Raw genomic sequence first — 26,588 nt, 5'->3', positions numbered from 1 at the left:
TCGCGGTTTTTTTTGCTGCGAAGGCGGGTATCAGCGACGCGGCAGTGCAGCGATCACGTCTTCGGCCTGCAGGCCTTTGTCGCGATTCATGACGGAGAACTCCACGCGCTGGCCTTCCACCAGGACACGATGGCCTTCGCCGCGAATAGCCCGGAAGTGGACGAAGATATCGTCGCCCGAATCGCGGGAAATAAAGCCGAAGCCTTTGGACGTGTTGAACCACTTGACGGTACCGGTATCCCGATTGGTCATGTCGTAGGTTTGCGACGAGGCCGCAGGGGACGAACGGTAGAAGCTGATGGCCAGGTGAAGAACAATGGCGACCACAGCAATCACCAGGCTGAGCAGGATGGCCGGATGGCCGCCGACTTCAGGCATGGGTGCCAGGAGGGTGAGGGTTTGTACGACAACGGTCAGTACCAACAGCGCACTGACCAGGTTTTGCAGTTGATGACGCGTGCCTTTGTTCCAGTAAGGGGTCACCGGTGCCAGCGTCAGGTTAAGAAGGCCGAACAAGGCCAGGTACAGAGCGTCGTGTTGTTCCAGGTAGGGAGGGCTTCCCTGTTGCAAGCTCGGTATAAAGGACAGCAGCAAAGCTGCAACGCCCGTTAGCAGGTGGACGATTTTCAACATTTTGATTAACTCACGTTAAGACGGATCACAAGGAAGAGCTGACTGGCACGGTTCGCTTCTGAACAATGGGAGGCGTTGGGCACGTGCGCGGGGTATCAGCCTATGTCGCTGCCGCAGAAAGTAACGGTGACGACACGCCGCCTATTTAACAGCAAAGGCTGTGCCTACTCAAATCAAGCATTTCAGGGTGTCGCAAGGGCGACGGCATTTCTGCGTCAAACGCTTGTCCTAGACACGTGCGGGCTTTTCATCCGGCCTGTCGGAACATTTCCTACGTGGGCAGAAGGCTTGAATTTCGCTGTTTTCGCAGGCCAGGGCCGGGGCGAATTGCCACGCCGGGCTGCGTATCACCGACACACTTGCTAGAGTGGTCCTGCATCTGATCAATGAATACTTGTCAATTGAAGGGGATAAACATGGCAATCGATATCGGTATCAGTGAAGAAGATCGTAAATCCATCGTCGACGGACTTTCGCGACTGCTTTCCGATACCTATGTACTGTACCTGAAGACCCACAACTTCCATTGGAACGTCACGGGCCCCATGTTCCGCACGTTGCACCTGATGTTCGAAGAGCAGTACAACGAGCTGGCATTGGCGGTGGACTCCATTGCCGAGCGTATCCGTGCCCTGGGTTTCCCCGCGCCGGGTGCCTACTCCATCTACGCCCGTCTTTCTTCCATCAAGGAAGAAGAAGGCGTGCCGAATGCTGAAGACATGATCAAGCAACTGGTAGAAGGCCAGGAAGCGGTCACTCGCACCGCGCGCGGCATCTTCCCGCTGCTCGACAAGGTCAGCGATGAGCCGACGGCCGACCTGTTGACCCAGCGCATGCAGGTTCACGAGAAAACCGCGTGGATGCTGCGTTCCCTGCTCGAAAATCAGTAAACAACTGTCCTTGGCGGCGCCTTCCCGGCGCCGCTCGCTTGTTTCCGCGCATTTCCTGGCGTTGTCCTACGCCGATCAACTCCGCGTCTTCTGGCTGCCGCACTCAGCCTGCTGTTTTATAGGCTCATTGCCCAATGGGACAACCCATGGGCGGCTGTTTGGCAATGGAGTGTCAGGTGTATGTCACGCGGAGTGGGTAATGGAATCATGGAAGCCGGTGGTTTTCATAAAATAAAGGTCGACCCCTTTACAAAAGGGTTCGACATGGGACTGGCCAAGCCATTGTCCCGGTCGGTAAGGCTCAACGGGTTTTCCACGTGCCTGCGGCTGGAGCAGATCTATTGGAATATCCTCACTGAAATCGCCAGGATCAACGCCTGTTCGGTCAGTGCGTTGCTGTCCTATGTGGATCGGGAAGTGCACTTGCGCCATGGTGGGGTGAAGAACTTCAGTGGGTTGGTCAGGGTGGTGTGTGTGGTTCACGCCTTGAAAGAGCGTGTTGAAGCTTCGTAGTCACCGCGCTTCGGGGGCGGCCCTTCTGCAAAGTGGGGGTGGCCCCGGGGCAGAAAGCCGGCTGCGCTGCCTCGATTTACCAGATATAATCCCGCGCTTTGCTGCGCGTGCCGGGGTTTTCCCGGAGCAGGCGTGGCGCAGTAACGTTCTGATCGCCGAGACATCGCCATGCCCATGTACGACTATCAATGTGCTTCCTGTGGTCATCAGTTGGAAGCCATTCAGAAGATCAGCGCCGCGCCGCTGGTCGATTGCCCGGCCTGCCAAGCGCCGGAGCTCAAGAAAATGTTGTCCATGCCAGGCTTCCGCCTGAGCGGCAGCGGCTGGTACGAAACCGACTTCAAGACCGGCTCCAAGAAGAACCTGGCGGGCGGCGACAAAGCAGACTGAGTTGAACTCTACGCGCAGGCTCCTGCATTATCCGTCCCCTGCTTTAATGTACGGTGACGAGGCAGGCCTCCACCGAATTTCGAATTACGAGAAGTGAAACCACTACCATGATGCGCAGCCACTATTGCGGCCAACTGAACGAGACCCTGGAAGGTCAGGAAATCACCCTTTGCGGATGGGTTCACCGTCGCCGCGACCACGGCGGGGTGATCTTCCTCGATATCCGTGATCGTGATGGTCTGGCCCAGGTGGTGTTCGACCCGGATCGCGCCGAGAGCTTCGCCGCCGCCGACCGCGTGCGCAGCGAGTACGTCGTGAAGATCACCGGCAAGGTACGCCTGCGTCCGGCCGGTGCCGTGAACAAGAACATGGCGTCCGGCGGCATCGAAGTGCTGGGTTACGAGCTGGAAGTGCTGAACGAGTCGGAAACCCCGCCGTTTCCACTCAACGAATTCTCCGACGTGGGCGAAGAAACCCGCCTGCGCTATCGCTTCCTGGACCTGCGTCGTCCGGAAATGGCCGAGAAGCTGCGCCTGCGTTCGCGCATGACCACCAGCATCCGCCGCTTCCTCGACGAAAACGGCTTCCTGGACGTTGAAACGCCGATCCTGACCCGGGCCACCCCGGAAGGTGCGCGTGACTACCTGGTGCCGAGCCGAACCCACGCCGGTTCGTTCTTCGCCCTGCCGCAATCGCCACAACTGTTCAAACAGCTGCTGATGGTGGCCGGCTTCGACCGTTACTACCAGATCGCCAAATGCTTCCGTGACGAAGACCTGCGCGCCGATCGCCAGCCGGAATTCACCCAGATCGACATCGAGACCAGCTTCCTCGATGAAAAAGAGATCATGGGCCTGACCGAGCAAATGATCCGCAACCTGTTCAAGGAAGTGCTGGACCTGGAATTCGGCGACTTCCCGCACATGACCTTCGAAGAAGCCATGCGCCGTTATGGTTCCGACAAACCAGACCTGCGTAACCCGCTGGAACTGGTGGATGTGGCCGACCAACTCAAAGAGGTCGACTTCAAAGTGTTCAGCGGCCCGGCCAACGACCCGAAATGCCGCATTGCCGCCCTGCGCGTGCCTGGCGGCGCGAGCATGCCGCGCAAGCAGATCGATGACTACACCAAGTTCGTCGGCATCTACGGTGCCAAGGGCCTGGCATACATCAAGGTCAACGAGCGCGCCAATGGCGTTGACGGCCTGCAATCGCCAATCGTGAAAAACATTCCGCTGGACAACCTGAACGCGATCCTCGACCGCGTCGGTGCAGTCGACGGCGATATCGTGTTCTTCGGCGCCGACAAGGCCAAGATCGTCAGCGAAGCCCTGGGCGCGCTGCGGATCAAGCTGGGTCACGACCTGGACCTGCTGACCTGCGAATGGGCCCCGATGTGGGTCGTCGATTTCCCGATGTTCGAAGAGAACGACGACGGCAGCTTCAGCGCTTTGCACCACCCGTTCACCGCGCCGAAGTGCTCGCCGGCCGAGCTGGAAGCCAACCCGGCGGGCGCGCTGTCCCGTGCCTACGACATGGTGCTCAACGGTACCGAGCTGGGTGGCGGTTCGATCCGTATCCACCGCAAAGAGATGCAGCAAGCGGTCTTCCGCCTGTTGGGCATCAACGAAGCGGAACAGGAAGAGAAGTTCGGCTTCCTGCTCGACGCCCTCAAATACGGCGCGCCGCCGCACGGTGGCCTGGCGTTCGGCCTGGACCGTCTGGTGATGCTGATGACCGGCGCCCAGTCGATCCGTGAAGTGATTGCCTTCCCGAAAACCCAGAGCGCTGCGGACGTCATGACCCAGGCTCCAGGTGTGGTGGATGCCAAGGCATTGCGCGAACTGCACATCCGTCTGCGCGAGACGCCGAAGGCTGAGTAAGGCTGCTGCGTGAAAGCGCACTGAGGTTTACGCAGTTTAAAAAGGCGCATCTTCGGATGCGCCTTTGCGTTACAAGAGGCAAATCCCGCGCAGCGGGGTTGATCAAGGTTTCTACAGAATTTCGGAGTTGTGTTATGGCTGGCCATTCCAAGTGGGCGAACATCAAGCACCGCAAAGAGCGTCAGGATGCCAAGAAAGGCAAGATCTTCACCAAGTGGATCCGCGAGCTGACCGTCGCTGCCCGCCAGGGCGGTGGTGATCCCGGCTCCAACCCACGTTTGCGCCTGGCATTGGATAAAGCCCTTGGCGCGAACATGAGCCGTGACATCATCGACCGCGCCGTCGCCCGTGGCGCCGGTGCTGCCGATACCGACGACATGGTCGAGCTGAGCTATGAAGGCTACGGCCCGGGCGGTGTGGCGGTGATGGTCGAGTGCATGACCGACAACCGCAACCGCACCGCAGCGGCCGTGCGGCACGCGTTCAGCAAGTGCGGTGGTAACCTGGGCACCGACGGTTCGGTGGCCTACCTGTTCGAGCGCAAGGGGCAGATCTCCTTCGCGCCGGACACGGATGAAGATGCGTTGATGGAAGCAGCGATGGAGGCGGATGCCGACGATGTGGTGACCAACGAAGACGGCTCCATCGATGTGTTCACCTCGTTCGCCAGCTTCTATGCGGTGCGCAATGCCCTGGAAGCCGCCGGTTTCAAAGGTACTGACGCGGAAATCGTGATGCTGCCGACCACCAGTGCCGAGCTGGACCTGGATGGCGCGCAGAAAGTGCTGAAGATGCTGGATATGCTGGAAGATCTGGATGATGTACAGAACGTGTATTCCAACGCCGACATCCCGGAAGATGTGGCTGCACAGCTAGTCTGAGGTATGACCCAGATCAAAATGTGGAGCTTCACTGTTCACAAATTGTGTTTATCTAGCCCGCAGGCGTTATGACTTTAATCCTAGGTATCGACCCCGGTTCGCGCATCACCGGTTTTGGCGTGGTGCAACAGACCCCGCGCGGCTGTGTCTACATTGCCTCGGGCTGCATCCGTACCGGCGCGGGCGAGTTGGCCGAGCGCCTGCAGATCGTCTATCGCGGCGTGCGTGAAGTAATCCAGACCTACGGGCCGGTGACCATGGGCATCGAAAAGGTGTTCATGGCCAAAAACGCCGATTCAGCCCTGAAACTTGGCCAGGCTCGTGGCGCCGCCATCGTTGCCGGCGCCGAGGAGGGCATGGACATTGCCGAATACACCGCGACCCAGGTCAAGCAAGCCGTGGTCGGCACCGGTGCGGCAAATAAAGAGCAAGTGCAGATGATGGTCATGCACATGCTCAAGCTCACTTCAAAACCGCAAATCGACGCCTCCGACGCCCTGGCTATCGCCATTTGCCATGCGCACACCCGCTCCAGCTTGCTGCCCCACGGCTTGGGTACGGCACGCAGTCGTGGCGGGCGCCTGCGTCTCTGATAGCATCAGCGCAATCGTAATTTCCGGTCAGGCCCTGTTCTGACCCCAGCTTTAAGGATCTGAACCGTGATTGGACGCTTGCGCGGCACCCTGGCTGAGAAACAGCCGCCGCACCTGATTCTGGATGTAAATGGGTTGGGGTATGAGCTGGAAGTGCCCATGACCACCCTGTATCGCCTGCCGTCGGTCGGTGAGCCGATAACATTGCACACGCATTTGGTGGTGCGCGAAGACGCACAACTGCTCTATGGTTTCATTGGCAAGCGTGACCGCGACTTCTTCCGCGAACTGATCCGCCTCAACGGCGTGGGCCCGAAACTGGCCCTGGCTTTGATGTCGAGCCTGGAAGTGGATGAACTGGTACGCGCCGTTTCCGCTCAGGACACCTCGGCGCTGACCAAGGTGCCAGGTGTTGGCAAGAAGACCGCCGAGCGTCTGCTGGTGGAACTCAAAGACCGCTTCAAGGCCTGGGAGGTCGTGCCGAGCATGTTTGCCCTGGTGCCAAACCAGCCGGACATGCCGGCGGGCCAGGTCGCCAGTGCAGAGAGCGATGCCGTCAGCGCGCTGATCTCCCTCGGCTACAAGCCGCAGGAAGCCAGCAAGGCCGTATCGGCCATCAAGGACAAGAACCTGAGCAGTGAAGACATGATCCGCCGCGCCCTGAAGGGAATGATTTAAGTGATTGAAGCTGATCGTCTGATTGCAGCCACTGGCCCGCGTGACCGTGAAGAGGTCCAGGACCGCGCCATCCGCCCCCTGAGCCTGGCCGAATACATCGGCCAGCCCACTGTGCGCGAGCAGATGGAGTTGTTCATCCAGGCTGCACGTGGGCGCAGTGAGTCTTTGGATCACACGCTGATTTTCGGTCCGCCGGGCTTGGGCAAGACCACGTTGGCCAACATCATCGCCCAGGAAATGGGCGTGTCGATCAAGTCCACCTCCGGGCCGGTGCTGGAGCGCCCGGGTGACCTGGCGGCATTGCTGACCAACCTTGAACCGCACGATGTGCTGTTTATCGACGAAATCCACCGGCTCTCTCCGATCGTCGAGGAAGTGCTGTACCCGGCCATGGAAGACTTTCAGCTCGACATCATGATCGGCGAAGGCCCTGCGGCCCGCTCGATCAAGCTCGACCTGCCGCCGTTCACGCTGGTCGGCGCCACGACGCGCGCCGGTATGTTGACCAACCCGTTGCGAGACCGTTTCGGCATTGTTCAACGTCTAGAGTTCTATAGCACGGCAGACCTGGCGACCATCGTCAGTCGTTCGGCGAGCATTCTCGGTTTACCGCTTGACCCGGAAGGCGCTTTTGAAATCGCCCGCCGGGCCCGCGGTACGCCACGGATTGCCAACCGCTTGCTGCGTCGCGTGCGCGATTTTGCCGAGGTGCGGGCCAAGGGGCATATCACCAAAGCCGTTGCCGACCTGGCCTTGAACCTGCTGGATGTGGATGAGCATGGCTTCGATCACCAGGATCGACGCCTACTCTTGACCATGATCGAGAAGTTCGACGGTGGCCCGGTTGGGGTCGATAGCCTGGCGGCAGCCATCAGTGAAGAGCGCCATACCATCGAAGATGTGCTGGAGCCATACCTGATCCAGCAGGGCTACATCATGCGTACCCCGAGGGGGCGAGTGGTCACGCGCCACGCCTATCTGCACTTTGGGTTAAACATTCCGTCACGATTGGGCGAGATGCCTGTAGTAGACGAATTCCTCGATGCAGTGGACGATTAAAAGCTTCACGCCAGACGATTTATCCGAGGTTTGTGCTGTCCTAGTGGCTGGTGTCGTCATTCAGTCGTTAGAAATATTCTTCAGAATGAAGAGCGAGAACGAAAAAACAGTTGCGGGCCGGATTGGCAACCTGAGGAGTAAGCACTAGAGTATGCGCGCGCAAAACGGGGATCAGTCGTTTGCACATCGCTGTCGCGTTTATTACGAGGACACCGATGCCGGCGGCATCGTGTATTACGTCAATTACCTCAAGTTCATGGAGCGGGCTCGAACCGAGCGGCTACGGGAGCTGGGCTTTGCCCAATCCCAGCTGGCAGGGGAGGACCTGTTATTCGTCGTGCATTCCAGCGAGGCGCGGTATCACGCGCCGGCGCGGCTGGACGACGAGTTGTTGGTCAGCGCTGAAGTAATCGAATTGAACCGTGTCAGCCTGCGTTTCAAGCAGCAGGTCAGGCGGGCAACGGATGCAACGCTGCTCTGTGAGGGGCAGTTCCTGGTGGCCTGTGTGCGCACCAATAGTTTGAAACCCCGGGCCATTCCCGAAGCTCTACGTGCGGCCTTTGCCGACGTAAGCGGCGCGGGTAAACAATCAAAGCAGGAGATTTAGCGTGGAACCTACCGTCGTCGACCATTCCTCCATGTGGAGCCTGGTCAGCAATGCCAGTGTTGTGGTTCAACTGGTCATGCTGACCCTGGTAGCCGCATCGGTTACCTCTTGGGTCATGATTTTTCAGCGCAGCAACCTGCTGCGTGCCGGTCGACGTGCCCTGGAGAGCTTTGAAGAGCGCTTCTGGTCGGGTATCGACCTGTCCAAGCTGTACCGTCAGGCGGGCAGCAACCCGGACCCGGACTCGGGCGTCGAGCAGATCTTCCGCGCCGGTTTCAAGGAATTCTCCCGTTTGCGCCAGCAGCCTGGCGTAGACCCGGAAGCCGTGATGGAAGGCGTGGCCCGTGCCATGCGCGTTGCCATTTCCCGCGAAGAAGAGAAGCTTGAGCAAAGCCTGCCGTTCCTCGCCACCGTCGGTTCCGTTAGCCCTTACATCGGCCTGTTCGGTACCGTATGGGGCATCATGAACTCCTTCCGTGGCCTGGCCCAGGCCCAGCAAGCGACCCTGGCCACCGTGGCCCCAGGTATCGCCGAAGCCCTGATCGCCACCGCGATCGGCCTGTTCGCTGCCATTCCCGCAGTAATCGCTTACAACCGTTTTGCCGCCCGCGGCGAGAACCTGATTGGCCGTTACTACACCTTCGCCGATGAATTCCAGGCGATCCTGCACCGTAAAGTGCACACCAGCGAAGAATAAGCAGGTATCTCACGATGGCTTTAATCACTCGAGCTCGAACCAAGCGCAAGCCGGTCGCCGAGATGAACGTAGTGCCTTACATCGACGTGATGCTGGTGCTGCTGGTGATCTTCATGGTGACCGCGCCGATGCTCAACCAGGGTGTGAAGGTTGACCTGCCCAAGGTTTCCAGCGAAGCCTTGCCCCAGGACAACAACACCCAGGTGCTGACCATTTCGATCAAGGCTGACAAGACCTATTACTGGAACCTTGGCAGCGAAGTCGACACCCAGAAGCAACAGGACAAGGCCTTGACCTTGCCGGCGATGACCGACGCGGTGACCAAGATCATTCGCTCCGGCAACGAAGGCGGCAAGCACACCCAGGTCTTCATCCGCGGTGACAAAGCGGTCGACTACGGCTCCGTCATGGGTGCCATGGGCGGGCTGCAGAAGGCCGGCGTGGGTAACGTTGGCTTGATTACCGAGGCGCCCTGATGCAGCAACAGCGAGAGCCGTCCGCCTCGGAAAGCTACTTCTGGCCTAGCGTCTGGGCAATTGCCCTGCACGTCCTGGTGTTTGGCATGCTGTTCGTCAGCTTTGCCATGACTCCGGACCTGCCGCCAGCCAAGCCGATCGTGCAGGCGACCCTGTATCAGCTGAAATCGAAAAGTCAGGCCACCACCCAGACCAATCAGAAGATTGCGGGTGAGGCCCAGAAGTCGGCTGCGCGCCAGACTGAAGTCGAACAGATGGAACAGAAGAAGGTCGAGCAGGAAGCGGTGAAGGCTGCTGCGGAACAAAAGAAAGAAGAGGCGGCTCAAAAGGCCGAGGAATCGAAAAAGGCAGACGAAGCCAAGAAAGCGGACGAGGCGAAAAAGGCGGATGAAGCCAAGAAAGCCGAGAAAGCTGCCGAAGCCAAAAAGGCCGAAGAGAAACAATTGGCTGATATAGCCAAGAAGAAGTCTGAAGAAGAAGCCAAGAAGGCTGCTGAGGAAGAGGCCAAGAAAAAGGCCGCTGAAGAAGCCAAGAAAAAAATAGTCGAAGACGCGAAGAAGAAAGCCGCCGAAGACGCCAAGAAAAAAGCTGAAGCAGACGAGGCGAAGAAGAAAATCGCCGACGATGCGAAGAAGAAAGCTGCCGCCGACGCCAGCAAGAAAAAGGCCCAGGAAGCAGCGCGCAAATCCGCCGAAGAGAAAAAGGCCCAGGCCTTGGCAGATTTGCTTTCCGACACGCCGCAGCGTCAGCAAGCCTTGGCCGATGAACGTGGCGATGAAGTCGCGGGCAGTTTCGACGACCTGATTCGGGCGAGGGCAGCAGAAGGTTGGACACGTCCACCTTCGGCACGCAAAGGCATGACAGTAGTGCTGCAGATCGGCATGTTGCCGGACGGCACGGTGACTTCGGTCAGCGTGTCCAAGTCCAGTGGTGACGGTTCGTTCGACAGTTCGGCGGTTGCCGCAGTCAAGAACATTGGCCGGTTGACCGAGATGCAGGGAATGAAACCAAGCGACTTCGCTCCCTATCGTTCATTCAAGATGACATTCACACCTGAGGATCTAGCCTTGTGAGAAACCTTCTTCGAGGAATGCTTGTCGTTATTTGCTTTATGGCAGGGATAGCGGCGGCGGATGAAAAGAACATCCTGGTCACCAGCGGTAGCGATCGGGCCACCCCGATCGCCGTAGTACCGTTCGGCTGGCAGGGCGGTAGCGTGTTGCCGGATGACATGGCCCAGATCGTCAGCGACGACCTGCGCAACTCCGGTTACTACGCGCCGATTCCAAAAGGTAACATGATCAGCCAGCCAAACCAGGCCAGCGAAGTCGTGTTCCGTGATTGGAAAGCGGTGGGCGCGCAGTATCTGATGGTCGGCAATATCACGCCGGCCGGTGGTCGTCTGCAAATCACCTACACCTTGTTCAACGTGGCGACTGAGCAGCAGGTTCTGACTGGCAATGTGTCGGGCACTGCCGAGCAGATTCGCGACATGGCCCACTATATCTCGGACCAGTCGTTTGAAAAGCTTACCGGCATCAAGGGTGCGTTCTCGACGCGTCTGCTGTACGTAACGGCTGAACGTTTCTCCGTGGACAATACTCGTTACACTCTGCAGCGCTCGGACTACGACGGTGCACGGGCTGTGACCTTGCTGCAATCCCGGGAGCCGATTCTGTCGCCGCGCTTTGCGCCGGACGGCAAGCGGATTGCCTATGTGTCTTTTGAGCAGAAGCGTCCGCGTATCTTCGTCCAGCACATTGATACTGGCCGTCGTGAGCAGATCACCAACTTTGAAGGCCTTAACGGTGCACCGGCCTGGTCGCCGGATGGTTCTCGCCTGGCATTTGTGCTGTCCAAAGATGGCAACCCGGATATCTACGTGATGAACATGGCCTCGCGCCAGATCTCCCGCGTAACCAGCGGCCCGGGTATCAATACCGAACCGTTCTGGGGCAAGGATGGTTCGACCATCTACTTCACCTCTGACCGAGGCGGCAAGCCGCAGGTCTATAAGGCGAACGTGAATGGTGGTGGTGCAGAGCGAGTTACTTTTATCGGTAACTACAATGCCAACCCTAAACTGTCGGCCGATGAAAAGACGTTGGTGATGATTCACCGTCAGGATGGTTTCACTAATTTCCGGGTTGCGGCCCAGGATTTGCAGCGCGGAACCGTAAAAATCCTTACAGATACCAACCTTGATGAGTCAGCCACTGTTGCGCCCAACGGCACCATGGTAATCTACGCCACCCGCCAGCAGGGCCGGGGAGTCTTGATGCTCGTGTCCATAAATGGACGCGTAAGGCTCCCACTTCCTACCGCACAAGGCGAAGTCAGAGAACCATCCTGGTCCCCTTACCTGAACTGACGCGGCGCTACAAAAAGAAGTACTTAACACACTGGGGTTCATTAGGAGTTTCACGATGGAAATGCTGAAGTTTGGTAAGTTTGCTGCTCTGGCTCTGGCTCTGTCCGTAGCCGTTGGTTGCTCGTCTAAAGGCGGCGACAATGCCGGTGAAGGCGCAGCTGTTGATCCAAACGCTGGTTACGGCGCTAACACTGGTGCGGTTGACGGCTCCCTGAGCGAAGAAGCTGCTCTGCGCGCTATCACCACTTTCTACTTCGAATACGACAGTTCGGACCTGAAACCAGAAGCCATGCGCGCTCTGGACGTTCACGCGAAGGACCTGAAAGCTAACGGCGCTCGCGTTGTTCTGGAAGGTAACACTGACGAACGTGGTACTCGTGAGTACAACATGGCACTGGGCGAGCGTCGTGCGAAAGCCGTTCAGCGCTACCTGGTACTGCAAGGTGTTGCTCCAGGCCAACTGGAACTGGTTTCCTACGGTAAAGAGCGTCCAGTTGCTACTGGCCACGACGAGCAGTCCTGGGCTCAAAACCGTCGCGTCGAACTGCGTAAGTAATTCGTCATGCGAACGTGCCGTCGTGCTCTAACTGTATTGGCTCTCAGCCTCGCACCGCTTGCGGTGTGGGCTGCGGTTCCTGTGGAAGATAGCAACTCTGGCTATAACAATAGCGGGAGCAGCTATCCGCCAGCGGGTTATGGCACGAACGGCGCCTATGCGGGGGGGGCGGCTACGTCCGCTCCCTCGGCACAGGGCGAACTGTTCAACCAGCTGCAACGCATGCAGGATCAAATCGCGCAGCAACAGGGCGCCATTGAAGTACTGCAGAATCAAGTGAACCAGCTGAAGCAAGAAGGCCTGGAGCGTTACCAGGATCTTGATCGACGCATTGGAGCCGGCGTTCAACCTGCCGCAACTCCTGATAATTCTTCTGCCGGTGGCGCGCCAAGCGCTGCTGCCGGTGGTGCAGCAGTAGGGGCGGCTGCCAGCCAAGCCCCTGCCGCGAGCAGTGAACCGGGTGATCCGGCGAAGGAAAAGCTGTATTACGATGCAGCTTTCGACCTGATCAAAGCCAAGGATTTCGATAAGGCCAGCCAGGCATTTACCGCTTTCCTGCGCAAATACCCGAACAGCCAGTACGCGGGCAATGCCCAATACTGGTTGGGCGAAGTCAACCTCGCCAAGGGTGACCTACAGGGGGCAGGCCAGGCATTTGCCAAGGTCAGCCAGCTGTACCCCAAGCACGCCAAGGTGCCGGATTCGCTGTACAAACTTGCTGACGTAGAACGCCGCCTGGGTCATACCGACAAGGTCAAAGGCATTCTGCAGCAGGTTGTGGCCCAGTATCCGGGCACCTCCGCTGCTCAGTTGGCCCAGCGGGACCTGCAGCGCTTGTAAGCGATGCCACCCGTTTAGAAGAAACCCGCGCCTGGCGCGGGTTTTTTCGTTAGAATCCACGCCCTTTTATGAAACACGCTTTTTGGGGTCTACGCGTTGGCGGGTCCCTCAAAGTGCCTGACGGAGGCGGACAGCCTGTTTAGCTGTTACGCCCGTGGCGACTATGCAAGACACATTACGTATTACCGAAGTTTTTTACTCGTTGCAGGGTGAAACGCGAACGGCCGGCCTGCCCACAGTCTTTGTGCGCCTGACCGGTTGCCCCTTGCGTTGCCAATACTGCGACAGCGCCTACGCCTTCAGTGGCGGCACGGTGCGCACCCTCGATGACATCCTGGAGCAGGTCGCGGGCTACAAACCACGCTACGTCTGCGTGACCGGCGGTGAGCCGCTGGCCCAGCCCAATGCGATCCCTTTGCTCAAGCAGCTGTGTGATGCCGGCTACGAGGTTTCGCTGGAGACCAGTGGTGCCTTGGACATCTCGGCAGTCGATCCCCGTGTAAGCCGTGTGGTCGACCTCAAGACTCCGGACTCCAAGGAAGCGCACCGTAATCGCTACGAGAACATTGAGCTGCTGACGGCCAACGATCAGGTCAAGTTCGTTATCTGTTCGCGTGACGACTACGATTGGGCGAACTCCAAGCTGATTCAATACGGGCTGGACCGCCGTGCAGGCGAAGTACTGTTCTCGCCTAGCCACCATGACCTCAACGCACGCGATCTCGCCGATTGGGTGGTTGCGGACAATCTGCCGGTGCGCCTGCAATTGCAGTTGCATAAATACCTTTGGAACGACGAGCCCGGACGCTGATATGACTGAACAAACAATGGACCAGAAACGCGCGGTAATTCTGCTGTCTGGCGGCCTCGACTCCGCCACGGTGGTTGCCATGGCGCAGGCACAAGGCTACAGCTGCTACACCATGAGCTTCGACTACGGCCAGCGTCACCGCGCCGAGCTGAACGCCGCCGCTCGTGTCGCCCGTGACAGGGGCGTGGTCGAACACAAAGTGATCGGCCTGAACCTCAACGGTATCGGCGGCTCCGCGCTTACCGACAGCAGCATCGATGTGCCGGAAGCACCCAGCGAAGGCATTCCAGTAACTTACGTGCCGGCGCGTAACACGGTATTCCTGTCCCTGGCGCTCGGTTGGGCAGAAGTGCTTAACGCTCGCGACATTTTTATCGGCGTCAACGCGGTGGACTACTCCGGCTATCCGGACTGCCGCCCAGAGTTCGTCGAGTCGTTCGAACGCATGGCCAACCTGGCAACCAAGGCCGGTGTAGAAGGGCAGGGCTTCCGCATCCTGGCGCCGCTGCAAAACCTCAGCAAGGCCGATATCGTCAAGGCTGGCGTAGGACTCGGCGTAGATTATTCGCTGACTGTTTCCTGCTATCAGGCAGACGATGACGGCCGTGCTTGTGGGAAATGCGACAGCTGCCGACTGCGCGCAGAAGGCTTCGAAGCGGCCGGAATTACTGACCCAACGCGTTATTTCTGATTTATTTCAAATAAGGTGTTGAATAATCCTTAGAAATCAGTATTATACGCGCCACCACACAGCGGGTCGTTAGCTCAGTTGGTAGAGCAGTTGGCTTTTAACCAATTGGTCGTAGGTTCGAATCCCACACGACCCACCATTTTTGGCGGTTTAGAAAATCCGGAAGGCCCACGCAAGTGAGGATTTCCGGGTTTTTTTTTGCCTGTTTGAATACACAGAAACCCCAGGCATATGAAGTGCCTGGGGTTTTTTTGTATCCAAGCCATTGCCAGGCTCTGTTCAAAACCAATGGGTCATAATCGGGTGTCAAGGTCATTATTGGGAACGACAAAACATCCAAAGTCTCTGATATACATAGGATTGTCCGACAATTCTCTGCATGAAAAACTCTTCATAAACCCCTCGCTCGAACGTTGGTAGCTTCCTCGTCGCTGCCCCTCAATTCGAGTCCTAATAATGAATAACAAAACTCTTAAGGGCGCCTTGGCGCTCGCCGTTTCCCTTGCCTCAACCCAGCTGTTCGCCGGTGGTTTCGCGCTCAATGAACAAAGCATCAGTTCAATGGGGACGGGCTATGCCGGTCGCTCCTCATCGGCCGAAGACGCCAGTACCGTGTTCGGCAACCCCGCCGGCATGTCTCGCCTTAAGCACAATGAAGTCAGCCTGGGCGCGACTTACCTCGATGCCAAAACCAATATCAAAGACGCCAGTTCCTCGCAGTTCGGTGCCGAGAACCCCGGCACCAACAAGGGCGACATGGTGCCCGGCATTGCCGTGCCGATGGGTTACCTAGTCACGCCGATTGATGACCATTGGGCGTTCGGCCTGGGCATTTACGCGCCGTTCGGCCTGGTGACCGACTATGAGCACAGCTTCCAGGGCAATGGTTTCGGCAATAAGAGTAAGGTCCAGGTCATCACCGTGCAGCCGACGGTCAGCTATGCCTTCAACGACAAGGTATCAGTGGGGTTCGGCCCGACCTTCAACCGCATCAGTGGCGAGTTGGATTCCAATGTGCCGCTGGGTGGCGGCGCGGGTGAAAGCGTGAAAGTCAAAGGTGACGACAATGCCACCGGGTTCAACGCCGGTATCCTGGTGCAACCCCTCGAAAGCACACGCATCGGCGTGACCTACCACTCTCAGGTGGTCTACCATCTCAGCGGCAAGACCCATGCGTCCGGCTTGATTTCCGATGCCTTCGACGGTGGGCCGCAAAAGTATGACGCCAGCCTGGATGTGACAACGCCCTCTTCGGTGGATTTCTCGGTAACCCATCAACTCAATGATGACTGGACCTTGTACCTCGGCAGCACCTACACCCGTTGGAGTCAGTTGAAGAAGATCACCATCAACAACGATGGAGTCTCCGATCTCACTGCTCAATTCGGTGGCCTGGGCTCGATCACAGAGCAGCAGCACTGGCATGACACGTGGTCACACGCCATCGGTGCAGCCTATCGGGTCAACAAAGAACTCGTACTGCGGACCGGCTTCTCGGTGGACCAGACGCCTACCAACAATACCGACCGCTCCGTGCGGATTCCTACAGGGGATCGCACTGTTTTCAGCCTCGGTGCAGGTTGGACACCCGTCGACAACCTGACTTTCGATGTGGCGTATTCCTACCTCAAGGAAGAACCGATCAAGGTGCGGCAGAACCTTTCCCAGGTTGGCCTGACTTACGATGCCAAATATGAAAACAGTGCCAACGGGTTCGGTGGCTCGGTGACTTACCGTTTTTGATAAATAACCGGCGGTAAAAACGGGAAACTCCAAGTGGCGTTTCCCGTTTTTTTGCCCAATGCAGGCGCAGGCGAATACCAGATTAGGCTTTTGAAACCATTCGATATTCTGTAGCCTTGCCGAGCTTCACCTTAACCCATGCTTGATGAACACAATCACTTCGTCCGGCGGCGCCCGAAGGGCTCCAGAGCCGGTGGTACACTCGACTTTCGCGCAACTGCGCCTGCAGGTCTTGCGAACATGACGCAAATTTCCGAACGCCTTCTGGTTCAAGCCCACCTAGACGCCAAGCAGCCCAAAACCCTCAGCGCTGACGAGGAGGCGAGCCTGCGTACCGCCATCGCCGCCGAGCTCAAGGCGCAAGACGCGGTGCTGGTTGCCCACTTCTACTGTGATCCGGTCATTCAAGCCCTGGCTGAAGAAACCGGCGGCTGTGTCTCCGACTCCCTGGAAATGGCCCGCTTCGGCGCCGCCCACCCGGCCAAGACCGTATTGGTTGCCGGCGTGCGTTTCATGGGCGAGACCGCCAAGATCCTCACCCCCGAAAAGCGCATCCTCATGCCGACGCTGGAAGCCACGTGCTCCCTGGACCTGGGTTGCCCGGTGGATGAGTTTTCGGCGTTCTGCGACCAACATCCCGAACGCACCGTGGTGGTGTATGCCAACACCTCGGCGGCGGTCAAAGCCCGGGCCGATTGGGTCGTGACCTCCAGTTGCGCGCTGGAAATCGTCGAAAGCCTGATGGACAACGGCGAGACGATTATCTGGGGCCCGGACAAGCACTTGGGCACCTACATCCAGCGTCAGACCGGTGCCGACATGCTGCTGTGGGACGGTGCCTGCATCGTCCACGAGGAATTCAAGTCCAAGCAGTTGGAAGACATGAAGGCGCTGTACCCGGATGCTGCGATTTTGGTGCACCCCGAGTCGCCGACATCGGTGATCGAACTGGCGGATGCCGTAGGTTCGACCAGCCAATTGATTGCTGCCGCTCAGCGCCTGCCGAACAAGACCTTCATCGTCGCCACTGATCGCGGCATCTTCTACAAGATGCAGCAGCTGTGTCCGGATAAAGTCTTTGTCGAAGCGCCTACCGCCGGTAACGGTGCCGCGTGCCGCAGTTGCGCGCATTGCCCGTGGATGGCGATGAATACGCTGGAGCGTACATTGCAGTGCCTGCGAGAGGGCAGTAACGAGATCTTCGTCGAGCCTTCGGTAATCCCGCATGCAGTGCGCCCGCTCAAGCGCATGTTGGACTTCACCCAGGCCGCACGCTTGAAGCAGGCGGGCAACGCCTGAGTCGCTACTTTTTCTGTTTGGGGATACGAACCAGCTGGCTGTCGGAATAGATGTCATGCCAGCTGCGTTTGCGCTTATCAAACAGCGACCAGAGAAACCCCAGCCCTACGCACAACCACGACGCAATCGACACCACAAAACGTAACAACGCCTGCCACAGGCTGATGCGTGAGCCATCGGCGTTCTGTACACGCACGCCCCACACCTGCATGCCCAGGGTCTGCCCGGAATGGGTCCAGAACTTGGCGAAAAAGCCGAACAGCACAAATAACAGAATCGTCGACAGCAGGGGGTCGCCGTCCAGTGCACCGGACTCGGTGAGGGTGCGCATCTTGGCTTCGCCCACAAACGCGATCCAGATCAGCTTGTAGATAAACGCGGTGACGATCAGCAAGGCAGTGCACAACAAAAAATCATAGAACATCGCTGCCAGGCGACGGCCCAGGCCGACGGCGGGAAACTCGCCTTGTGGGCTCAACAGGGGTTTCGACATGGCAGGGCTCTCTTATGAAAAAAGCCATTTTACGAGCAAACGCACATAAAAAAGCCCCTGATGTCACCATCAGGGGCTTTTTGTCGCAGATGAACTCAGTGGGTTTCTGCTTGTACTTCGTCAGCCTGCATGCCTTTTTGGCCTTGCACAGCAACGAACGTCACTTTCTGGCCTTCTTTCAGGCTCTTGAAGCCGTTGCCCTGAATAGCGCGGAAATGCACGAACAGATCCGGACCGCTTTCTGGAGTGATAAAACCAAACCCTTTCTCGTCGTTAAACCACTTGACGGTACCGCTCTGACGTTCAGCCATTTTCTTATTTCCTTGACGCTAAAAATTAATGACAGCCCCTTTCGCATGAAAGAGTACTGGGCTGGGTTGCAGGAAAGTAAGAGACGTCGAACGGGTTGTAGCTAAGTTTGGCTACTGCCCAGGTCCAGGTTCCAAGCGACCCATGCAAACACAGTGGGCAAACTCTACGACAACTAATGGAGAAAAAACAAGCCCTGCCAAAAGCCCAGGTTTTGCTCAGGCTTATGACACTTGGGTGAATATTGTGGATCCCAGTTATTCGATAGAGTTGGTCACTTGTTATAGGTTGATCCCTATAAAAAGACTATCGGTAGTGCACTGTTTTATGGCGATTGCGTTACAAATTAGTGCGCGTTAACACAATCGCGTTACTTATAGAAACAGTCAATCAGCCACGATAGTAACGTTGCGGCACAAATGGCATTTTACTTACACGTAGTGGCACCTTTTTCCCACGCACGAGTGCAGCAACTTCGGTATCCAGTGCAATGAAGGCACTGTCCAGATACCCCATGGCCAGCGGGCCGCCGAGGGTCGGACCGAAGCCGCCGCTGCACACACTGCCGATCACGGTACCGTCTGCATCAACGATTTCCGCGCCTTCACGCACCGGCGTGCGCTCTTGTGGCAACAGGCCTACACGTTTGCGGCTTACACCGGTTTGCTGCTGGGTGAAGATCTTGTCAGCGCCCGGGAAGCCACCGGCACGCGCACCGTCGGCACGACGGGCCTTGGAGATCGCCCACAGCAGGCTGGCTTCGATCGGTGTGGTGTCGGTGTTCATGTCGTGGCCGTACAGGCATAGGCCGGCTTCCAGGCGCAGCGAGTCGCGGGCGCCAAGGCCGATGGCCTGCACTTCGGTTTCGGCCAGCAGGCTGCGCGCGAGGCTTTCGGCATTGGCGGCGGGCACGGAGATTTCGAAGCCGTCTTCACCGGTGTAGCCCGAACGGCTGACATAGCAGTCCACGCCCAGCAAGCGCAGGGAGGCGAACTGCATGAAGGTCATCTTGGTGACTTCCGGGGCCAGGCGCGCCAGTACCTTCACCGCCGCCGGACCCTGCAAGGCCAGCAAGGCACGCTCTTCGAACAACGGCTCGATGGTGCACTGGTCGCCGATATGTTGGCGCAGGTGCGCCAGGTCCTGGTCCTTGCAGGCGGCGTTGACCACCAGGAACAGTTCGTCGTTACCCAGGTTCGCCACCATCAGGTCATCGAGAATACCGCCTTGGTCGTTGGTGAACATCGCGTAGCGCTGCATGCCCACCGGCAGGTCGATGATGTCGACCGGCACCAGGGTTTCCAGGGCCTTGGCGGCGTTGGCGCCAGTGAGGCGGATCTGCCCCATGTGGGACACGTCGAACAGCCCGGCCTGATCACGGGTGTGCTGGTGTTCCTTCATCACGCCCAGCGGGTATTGCACTGGCATGTCGTAGCCGGCGAAGGGCACCATGCGTGCGCCCAATTCAATGTGCAGGGCATGCAGAGGGGTTTTCAACAGGGTTTCGGTGGACATATTCAGCTCCTGAAAAACGTGCTGGCGCGCTACTAGGCGTCAGCACTCGATAATGTTGACCGCCAAACCGCCACGGGCGGTTTCCTTGTATTTGCTTTTCATGTCGGCGCCGGTCTGGCGCATGGTGCGAATGACTTTATCCAGCGAGACAAAGTGCTGCCCGTCACCGCGCAACGCCATGCGCACCGCATTGATCGCCTTGACCGAGCCCATGGCATTGCGCTCGATGCAGGGCACCTGCACCAGCCCGCCAATGGGGTCGCAGGTCAGGCCGAGGTTATGTTCCATGCCGATCTCGGCGGCGTTTTCCACCTGGGAAACACTGCCGCCCAAGACTTCGCACAAGGCGCCGGCCGCCATGGAACAGGCTACGCCGACTTCACCCTGGCAGCCGACTTCTGCGCCAGAGATCGATGCGTTTTCCTTGTACAAAATGCCGATGGCGGCGGCAGTGAGCAGGAAGCGCACTACACCCTCCTCGTTCGCGCCGGGGATGAAGCGCATGTAGTAGTGAAGCACCGCCGGCACGATCCCCGCTGCGCCGTTGGTGGGCGCCGTGACCACGCGGCCGCCGTTGGCGTTTTCTTCATTGACCGCCAGGGCGTAGAGGTTGACCCAGTCGAGTACCGAGAGCGGGTCGCGCAGCGCTGATTCAGGGTGCTTGCACAGTTGGCGATGCAGGGCGGCGGCGCGGCGCTTGACCTTCAAGCCCCCAGGCAAAATCCCTTCGTTGCGACAGCCCGCGTCCACGCAGTCCTGCATCACCTGCCAGATCTTCAGCAGCCCGGCGCGGGTTTGCGCTTCCGGGCGCCAGGCGCTTTCGTTGGTCAGCATCACCTGGCTGATGGACAGCCCGTAGGTGGTGCAATGGCCGAGGAGGTCTCTGGCATGTTTGAAGGGGAAGGTCAGCGGTGTGGCGTCCTCGACAATACGGTCGGCGCCGGCGGCATCCTCGTCCACCACAAAACCACCGCCGACCGAGTAGTACTCGCGGCTGCGGATCTGGATGTTGGCGGCGTCGAAGGCGCGGAAAATCATGCCGTTGGGATGGTACGCGAGGGGTTTGCGAATCATCGCCAGGTGTTCTTTCTCGTTGAACGCAATGCTGTGTTCGCCGAGCAGGTTCAAGCGACCGTCGCCGCGCATTTGCGCGAGGCGTGCAGCTACGGTTTCGGTATTCACGGTGTCCGGGTGTTCGCCTTCCAGGCCCAGCAACACGGCCTTGTCGCTGCCGTGGCCTTTTCCGGTGGCGCCCAGAGACCCATAGAGTTCCACCTTGATGCTGGTGGTGGCGCTCAGCAGGTTGTCACGCTTGAGGCCCTCGACGAATCGAGCGGCGGCGCGCATCGGGCCAACGGTGTGGGAACTGGAGGGGCCGATGCCAATCTTGAACAGGTCGAACACGCTAAGGGACATGGTTGTTCTCCGGTTTCTTGTTATGGGGTAGCCGCAAGCCGCAAGCTACAAGCTACAAGTAAGAGCCGGTGGGGCTATTGGCTTGCAGCTTGCAGCTTGAGGCTTGCCGCTTATAACTGCTTTACGCGTAAAGCTCGATCGACGGGCACGCACACACCAGGTTGCGATCACCGAACACGTTGTCGACACGACCCACCGGAGGCCAGTATTTGCCTTCGATCAAGGACGCTACTGGATACACCGCTTGCTCGCGGCTGTACGGATGCGACCACTCGCCTACCAGTTCGGCCGCGGTGTGCGGGGCGTTCTTGAGCGGGTTGTCGTCCTTGTCCAGCATGCCGTTTTCCACCGCGCGGATTTCTTCGCGGATGGCGATCATCGCGTTGCAGAAGCGGTCCAGTTCTTCCTTGGATTCGCTTTCGGTCGGCTCGATCATCAAGGTGCCGGCCACCGGGAATGACATGGTCGGTGCGTGGAAGCCGAAGTCGATCAGGCGCTTGGCGACGTCATCGACGCTGATGCCACTGCTGTCCTTGAGTGGGCGCAGGTCGAGGATGCATTCATGCGCCACCAGGCCGTTGCTGCCGGTATACAGGACGGGGTAGTGCTCTTCCAGGCGACGGGAAATGTAGTTGGCATTCAGGATCGCCAGCTGCGAAGCGCGCTTGAGGCCCGCGCCGCCCATCATGCTGATGTACATCCAGGTGATCGGCAGAATGCTCGCGCTGCCGAACGGTGCCGCACACACCGCGCCTTCCTTTCGCGCCATGGCCGCGTGGCCTGGAAGGAACGGAGCGAGGTGCGACTTGACGCCAATCGGGCCGACGCCCGGGCCGCCACCGCCGTGGGGGATGCAGAAAGTCTTGTGCAGGTTCAGGTGAGACACGTCGCCGCCGAACTTGCCCGGTGCGCACAGGCCAACCATGGCGTTCATGTTGGCGCCGTCGATGTACACCTGGCCGCCGTTGTCGTGGATGATCCCGCAGATTTCACGGATGCCTTCTTCGAACACGCCGTGGGTGGACGGGTAGGTGATCATCAGCGCGGCGAGGTGGTCGCGGTGCTCGATGGCCTTGGCGCGCAGGTCTTCGATGTCGACGTTGCCACGGGCGTCGCAGGCGGTGACGACCACGCGCATGCCAGCCATGTTGGCGGTGGCCGGGTTGGTGCCGTGGGCCGAGGACGGGATCAGGCAGATATCGCGACGCTCATCGCCACGGCTCTGGTGATAGGCACGGATGGCCAACAGGCCGGCGTATTCGCCCTGGGAACCGGCGTTCGGCTGCAGGGAGATCGCGTCGTAGCCGGTGGCGGCGCAGAGCATGGCTTCCAGGTCGGAGGTCAGCTCCAGGTAGCCGGCGCTTTGCTCGGCCGGGGCGAACGGGTGCAGGGCGCCGAACTCGGCCCAGGTCACCGGGATCATTTCGCTGGCGGCGTTGAGTTTCATGGTGCACGAGCCCAGCGGGATCATGGTGCGGTCCAGCGCCAGGTCTTTGTCGGCCAGCTTGCGCAGGTAGCGCATCAACTCGGTTTCCGAGTGATAGCGGTTGAACACCGGGTGGCTGAGCACTGGCGATTGACGCAGCAGGGCGGCAGGTAGAGTGCTTTCAACGCTGGCGTTGAAGTTCGGCAGGGCCTTGCCGTCGGCGAAGATCGACCAAAGGGTTTCGATATCGGCCTGGGTGGTGGTTTCGTCCACCGACACACCCACACGCTCGGCGTCTACTACACGCAGGTTGATGCGCTGGGCGCGGGCCTTGTCGTGCAGGGCGGCGGTGTTGGCGCCGGTGTTGAGGGTAATCGTGTCGAAGAAGTGTTGCTGCTCGACCTTCAAGCCCAGGGCGCCCAGGCCCTTGGCCAGGATCGCGGTCAACTGGTGCACACGCTGGGCAATCTGGGTCAGGCCTTTAGGCCCGTGGTACACGGCGTACATGCTGGCGATGTTGGCCAGCAGTACCTGGGCGGTGCAGATGTTCGACGTGGCTTTCTCGCGGCGGATATGTTGCTCGCGGGTCTGCATGGCCAGGCGCAGCGCCGGCTTGCCGAAACGGTCGACGGACACACCGACCAGACGGCCCGGCATGTCGCGCTTGAATGCATCCTTGGTGGAGAAGTACGCCGCGTGCGGGCCGCCAAAGCCCAGCGGCACGCCGAAGCGTTGTGCGCTGCCGATGGCTACGTCGGCGTCGAACTCACCCGGCGGGGTCAGCAGGGTCAGGGCCAGCAGGTCGGCGGCCACGGCCACCAAGGCGTTGGCGGCGTGGAAGCGTTCGGTCAGTTCCCGGTAGTCGAATACGTCACCGTTGCTGGCCGGGTATTGCAGCAGGGCGCCGAAGAACGGACTGACGTCGGTCAGTTCGCGCTCATCGCCGACCACCACGTCGATGCCCAACGGTTCGGCACGGGTGCGCAGTACGTCGAGGGTTTGCGGGTGGCTGTGGATAGAGGCGAAGAAGGCGTTGCTGCCCTTGTTCTTGCTCAGACGCTTGCAGAAGGTCATGGCTTCGGCGGCGGCGGTGGCTTCGTCGAGCAGCGAGGCGTTGGCGATCGGCAGGCCGGTGAGGTCGCTGATCAGGGTCTGGAAGTTCAGCAGCGCTTCCAGGCGGCCTTGGGATATTTCTGGCTGGTAGGGGGTGTAAGCGGTGTACCAGGCCGGGTTTTCCAGCAGGTTGCGCAGGATCGGCGACGGCGTGTGGCAGTTGTAGTAGCCCTGGCCGATGTAGGTCTTGAACAGTTGGTTTTTGCCGGCGATGGCCTTGATCTTGGCCAGGGCGTCGGCTTCGCTCAGGCCGTCTTCCAGGCCGAGCACGCTGGTGCCCTTGATGCTTTCCGGGATCACGCTGGCGCTCAGCGCTTCCAGGGAGTCGAAGCCCAGGCTGGCAAGCATCTGCTGCTCATCTTCCTGACGCGGGCCGATGTGGCGGGTGATGAATTCGTTGGCGGTGCTCAAATTGACAGTCATGGCGCGCTCCTCAAGCTTCAGCGTTGGCTTTGATCAGGCGGTCATACGCGTCCTGATCCAACAGTTTAGCGACCGCACCGGCATCGGTCGGTTTAAAGCGAAAGAACCAACCTTCGCCCATCGGATCCTCGTTGACCAGCTCCGGGCTGCCATCCAATTTGTCGTTCACTTCAAGGACCTCACCGTCCAGAGGCATGTACACGCCGCTGGCCGCCTTCACGGATTCAACAGTGGACGCCTCGGCACCCTTGTCATAGGCCTGCAGCTCCGGCAGTTGCACGAAAACCACATCACCCAGCGCGTTCTGCGCGAAAGCCGTGATACCCACAGTGACGCTGCCGTCAGCTTCGGCGCGCAGCCATTCGTGATCTTCAGTGAAACGCAACTCGCTCATGGAAACTCCTCAAGGCCAGATTCGTCTGGTGGACGGGATTGGAATAATGGGGTTGCTTAGCAATATTGCGGCCAACGTTATTAAGTCTTTATAAATCAAAGAGTTGATAAAATAGGCCGTAGAGATGCGCAAATAAGCTGTAGCGATTTCGCTACAGCTGAACCTGTGAAAAAAAGCCTATGTGGATCAAAGCCTTGCATGGCACGCAAAAAACTAGGCTGTATCGATATCGTTACGCTGTAGCGCTTTCAGTACAGCCGATGTCGTTCTCAGACCTTATTCGGGATGCCGTACTTGCGCAGGCGATGGGCAATCGCCGTGTGGGAAGTCTGCAGGCGACTGGCCAGTTGGCGAGTCGAAGGGTAGCTGGTGTAAAGCGTTTCCAGCAGATTGCGTTCGAAGTCTTCCACCGCCTGCTCCAGGCTGTCGATTTCACCGTCGTTCTGGCGCGCTACTGAAGTGCCGGCGATGTCGAGGTCGCCAATGTCCACCAGGCTGCTTTCACAGATGGCTGCCGCGCGGAAGATCACGTTTTGCAACTGGCGCACGTTGCCCGGCCAGCGGTTGCCCAGCAGCGCCGGGTAAGTGCCGGGCGCCAGGCGGCAGACCGGGCGCTGGATCTGCGCGCAGGCCTGTTGCATGAAATAGCGGGCCAGCAACAGGATGTCCTGGCCGCGTTCGCGTAAGGGCGGTACTTCGACGTTAAGCACGTTGAGGCGATAGAACAGGTCTTCGCGGAACGTACCTTCGCCGACCATTTTTTCCAGGTCGCGATGGGTGGCGCTGAGGATACGCACATTGACCTTCACTTCACGGTCACCGCCCACGCGACGGAAGCTGCCGTCATTGAGAAATCGCAGCAGCTTGGCCTGCAGGTACGGCGACATCTCTCCGATCTCATCGAGAAACACGGTGCCCTGGTTGGCCAGCTCCATCAGCCCCGGCTTACCGCCGCGTTGCGCCCCGGTAAAGGCGCCCGGTGCATAGCCGAACAGCTCGCTTTCGGCGAGGTTTTCCGGCAGCGCCGCGCAGTTCAAGGCGAGGAAGGGCGCACTGTGACGCGCGCTGATCGCATGGCAGGCGCGCGCAACCAGCTCCTTGCCGGTGCCGGTTTCGCCCTGTATCAACAACGGTGCATCCAGCGCCGCCACCCGCTGGGCGCGGGCCTTGAGGGTGCGGATGACCGGGGATTCGCCGAGCAGCGCATCAAAGCCTTCGGCATGGTCATGGTGCAGCGCCGACAGTTGTTCGCCGATACGGTTGGGTTGGTAGAGGGTGAGCAGGGCACCGGCGTCGGTGATCGGTGTGGCGTCCAGCAGCAGGGTCTGCCCGTTGACGCTGATCTCACGCAGCGGCAAGCGGAAGCCGTGTTCCAGCAAGGTGTCGAGCAGCCCCGGGTCGTTGAACAGCTCGCTGATGCTTTCGCCAGCCGGCTCACGACCATAAAGGGTGATCAGCGCCGGGTTGGCCAGCAGGATCTTGCCCGCGCTGTCCAGGGCCAGCACCGGGTCGGTCATGGCGGCCAACAGGGCATCGAGTTGCAGGTGGCGACGTTGGCCGGGGAGGATGTCCACCACGGTTACCGCTTGCACGCCCTGCACGCTGAACAACGCGTCGCGCAGTTCTTCCAGCACGTCGGCGCTCAGGGTGGGGGCGTCGATGTAGACGTTGGGTGGCACCATTTCCACCGCATCCAGGTTGAGATTGCGCCCACCGAGCAAGGCCAGGACTTCCTGGGTGATGCCGACGCGGTCGATGAAGCTGACGTGGATACGCATGGGGCGCTAACAATTCTGGGAAGCGAGAGGCGGCAAGTATGCCTGAGAGTCGAAGGAGATCAAAAATGTGGAAGCGGGCTTGCTCGCGAATGCGGTCTGTTCTTACTGAA

General features: G+C 59.2%; 27 protein-coding genes and 1 tRNA gene. 20 read left to right on the top strand and 8 right to left on the bottom strand.

The window, feature by feature from the left end; genetic code table 11:
- Positions 1-30 precede the first annotated feature (30 nt).
- Positions 31-633 carry a cold-shock protein gene (locus LVW35_RS29015; RefSeq protein WP_326489593.1) on the bottom strand — a complete coding sequence of 201 codons (603 nt, stop codon included), beginning with the start codon at positions 631-633 and terminating at the stop codon, positions 31-33.
- Between the two features lie 416 nt (positions 634-1,049).
- Here LVW35_RS29015 and LVW35_RS22920 point away from each other — a divergent pair, with 416 nt between their 5' ends.
- From LVW35_RS22920 to nadA, 20 genes are all read left to right on the top strand, one after another.
- Positions 1,050-1,523 (top strand): Dps family protein, encoded by a 474-nt coding sequence (locus tag LVW35_RS22920; RefSeq protein ID WP_177111177.1) that lies wholly within the window; start codon positions 1,050-1,052, stop codon positions 1,521-1,523.
- Positions 1,524-1,703: 180 nt separating this feature from the next.
- Positions 1,704-2,036, top strand: coding sequence for a ribbon-helix-helix domain-containing protein (locus tag LVW35_RS22915; protein WP_233892159.1), 333 nt, complete (start codon positions 1,704-1,706; stop codon positions 2,034-2,036).
- 168 nt (positions 2,037-2,204) lie between these two features.
- A complete protein-coding gene (locus LVW35_RS22910; protein ID WP_010208103.1) occupies positions 2,205-2,426 on the top strand; it encodes an FmdB family zinc ribbon protein in 222 nt (73 codons plus the stop codon).
- A gap of 107 nt (positions 2,427-2,533) precedes the next feature.
- Positions 2,534-4,309: an aspartate--tRNA ligase gene (aspS, locus tag LVW35_RS22905; protein WP_233892158.1), complete on the top strand. Its 1,776-nt coding sequence runs from the start codon at positions 2,534-2,536 to the stop codon at positions 4,307-4,309.
- Positions 4,310-4,443: 134 nt separating this feature from the next.
- Complete coding sequence (locus tag LVW35_RS22900) at positions 4,444-5,190, top strand: YebC/PmpR family DNA-binding transcriptional regulator (RefSeq protein ID WP_233892157.1); 747 nt, start codon at positions 4,444-4,446, stop codon at positions 5,188-5,190.
- A gap of 68 nt (positions 5,191-5,258) precedes the next feature.
- Complete coding sequence (ruvC, locus tag LVW35_RS22895) at positions 5,259-5,783, top strand: crossover junction endodeoxyribonuclease RuvC (RefSeq protein ID WP_233892156.1); 525 nt, start codon at positions 5,259-5,261, stop codon at positions 5,781-5,783.
- A gap of 66 nt (positions 5,784-5,849) precedes the next feature.
- The gene (ruvA, locus tag LVW35_RS22890) at positions 5,850-6,461 is read left to right on the top strand and encodes a Holliday junction branch migration protein RuvA (protein ID WP_003175802.1); all 612 of its coding nucleotides are present in this window, start codon (positions 5,850-5,852) and stop codon (positions 6,459-6,461) included.
- The gene (ruvB, locus tag LVW35_RS22885) at positions 6,462-7,520 is read left to right on the top strand and encodes a Holliday junction branch migration DNA helicase RuvB (RefSeq protein ID WP_003193867.1); all 1,059 of its coding nucleotides are present in this window, start codon (positions 6,462-6,464) and stop codon (positions 7,518-7,520) included.
- Positions 7,521-7,671: 151 nt separating this feature from the next.
- Complete coding sequence (gene ybgC / locus LVW35_RS22880) at positions 7,672-8,127, top strand: tol-pal system-associated acyl-CoA thioesterase (protein ID WP_015885610.1); 456 nt, start codon at positions 7,672-7,674, stop codon at positions 8,125-8,127.
- Position 8,128: 1 nt separating this feature from the next.
- The gene (gene tolQ / locus LVW35_RS22875; protein ID WP_010208111.1) at positions 8,129-8,824 is read left to right on the top strand and encodes a protein TolQ; all 696 of its coding nucleotides are present in this window, start codon (positions 8,129-8,131) and stop codon (positions 8,822-8,824) included.
- Between the two features lie 23 nt (positions 8,825-8,847).
- Positions 8,848-9,300, top strand: a complete 453-nt coding sequence (tolR, locus tag LVW35_RS22870) for a protein TolR (RefSeq protein WP_233896537.1) — start codon at positions 8,848-8,850, stop codon at positions 9,298-9,300.
- Entirely contained in the window at positions 9,300-10,373 is a 1,074-nt protein-coding gene (gene tolA, locus LVW35_RS22865) for a cell envelope integrity protein TolA (RefSeq protein WP_233892155.1), read from the top strand. The genes tolR and tolA overlap by 1 nt, the downstream gene beginning before the upstream one ends.
- A 17-nt stretch (positions 10,374-10,390) precedes the next feature.
- Positions 10,391-11,671 carry a Tol-Pal system beta propeller repeat protein TolB gene (gene tolB, locus LVW35_RS22860; RefSeq protein ID WP_233896536.1) on the top strand — a complete coding sequence of 427 codons (1,281 nt, stop codon included), beginning with the start codon at positions 10,391-10,393 and terminating at the stop codon, positions 11,669-11,671.
- A 55-nt stretch (positions 11,672-11,726) separates the two neighbouring features.
- Positions 11,727-12,227: a peptidoglycan-associated lipoprotein Pal gene (gene pal, locus LVW35_RS22855; protein WP_003209827.1), complete on the top strand. Its 501-nt coding sequence runs from the start codon at positions 11,727-11,729 to the stop codon at positions 12,225-12,227.
- 6 nt (positions 12,228-12,233) lie between these two features.
- Positions 12,234-13,067 carry a tol-pal system protein YbgF gene (gene ybgF, locus LVW35_RS22850; protein ID WP_233892154.1) on the top strand — a complete coding sequence of 278 codons (834 nt, stop codon included), beginning with the start codon at positions 12,234-12,236 and terminating at the stop codon, positions 13,065-13,067.
- Between the two features lie 163 nt (positions 13,068-13,230).
- On the top strand, positions 13,231-13,878 hold the full coding sequence (gene queE, locus LVW35_RS22845) for a 7-carboxy-7-deazaguanine synthase QueE (protein WP_010208116.1): 648 nt from the start codon (positions 13,231-13,233) through the stop codon (positions 13,876-13,878).
- A gap of 16 nt (positions 13,879-13,894) precedes the next feature.
- A complete protein-coding gene (queC, locus tag LVW35_RS22840) occupies positions 13,895-14,569 on the top strand; it encodes a 7-cyano-7-deazaguanine synthase QueC (RefSeq protein ID WP_233896535.1) in 675 nt (224 codons plus the stop codon).
- 63 nt (positions 14,570-14,632) lie between these two features.
- A tRNA-Lys gene (locus LVW35_RS22835) sits at positions 14,633-14,708 on the top strand.
- 317 nt (positions 14,709-15,025) lie between these two features.
- A complete protein-coding gene (locus tag LVW35_RS22830; protein ID WP_233892153.1) occupies positions 15,026-16,312 on the top strand; it encodes an OmpP1/FadL family transporter in 1,287 nt (428 codons plus the stop codon).
- A 240-nt stretch (positions 16,313-16,552) separates the two neighbouring features.
- Positions 16,553-17,611 carry a quinolinate synthase NadA gene (nadA, locus tag LVW35_RS22825; protein WP_233892152.1) on the top strand — a complete coding sequence of 353 codons (1,059 nt, stop codon included), beginning with the start codon at positions 16,553-16,555 and terminating at the stop codon, positions 17,609-17,611.
- A 4-nt stretch (positions 17,612-17,615) separates the two neighbouring features.
- On the opposite strand, the gene LVW35_RS22820 is transcribed toward nadA, so the two are convergent.
- The 7 genes from LVW35_RS22820 to LVW35_RS22790 form a co-directional block, all read right to left on the bottom strand.
- Positions 17,616-18,104, bottom strand: coding sequence for an RDD family protein (locus LVW35_RS22820; protein WP_233892151.1), 489 nt, complete (start codon positions 18,102-18,104; stop codon positions 17,616-17,618).
- A gap of 95 nt (positions 18,105-18,199) precedes the next feature.
- Positions 18,200-18,415: a cold-shock protein gene (locus tag LVW35_RS22815; protein WP_233892150.1), complete on the bottom strand. Its 216-nt coding sequence runs from the start codon at positions 18,413-18,415 to the stop codon at positions 18,200-18,202.
- A 388-nt stretch (positions 18,416-18,803) separates the two neighbouring features.
- A complete protein-coding gene (gene gcvT / locus LVW35_RS22810; protein WP_233892149.1) occupies positions 18,804-19,928 on the bottom strand; it encodes a glycine cleavage system aminomethyltransferase GcvT in 1,125 nt (374 codons plus the stop codon).
- A 39-nt stretch (positions 19,929-19,967) separates the two neighbouring features.
- Entirely contained in the window at positions 19,968-21,344 is a 1,377-nt protein-coding gene (locus LVW35_RS22805; protein WP_233892148.1) for an L-serine ammonia-lyase, read from the bottom strand.
- 121 nt (positions 21,345-21,465) lie between these two features.
- Positions 21,466-24,306, bottom strand: a complete 2,841-nt coding sequence (gcvP, locus tag LVW35_RS22800; protein ID WP_233892147.1) for an aminomethyl-transferring glycine dehydrogenase — start codon at positions 24,304-24,306, stop codon at positions 21,466-21,468.
- Between the two features lie 10 nt (positions 24,307-24,316).
- Positions 24,317-24,700, bottom strand: a complete 384-nt coding sequence (gcvH, locus tag LVW35_RS22795) for a glycine cleavage system protein GcvH (RefSeq protein WP_233892146.1) — start codon at positions 24,698-24,700, stop codon at positions 24,317-24,319.
- A 269-nt stretch (positions 24,701-24,969) separates the two neighbouring features.
- A complete protein-coding gene (locus LVW35_RS22790) occupies positions 24,970-26,478 on the bottom strand; it encodes a sigma-54-dependent transcriptional regulator (RefSeq protein WP_233892145.1) in 1,509 nt (502 codons plus the stop codon).
- Positions 26,479-26,588 lie beyond the last annotated feature (110 nt).

The sequence above is a fragment of the Pseudomonas sp. HN11 genome, from assembly GCF_021390155.1.
In the GTDB taxonomy this organism is placed as follows: domain Bacteria; phylum Pseudomonadota; class Gammaproteobacteria; order Pseudomonadales; family Pseudomonadaceae; genus Aquipseudomonas.
This window is presented reverse-complemented; position numbering and strand designations above follow the sequence as displayed.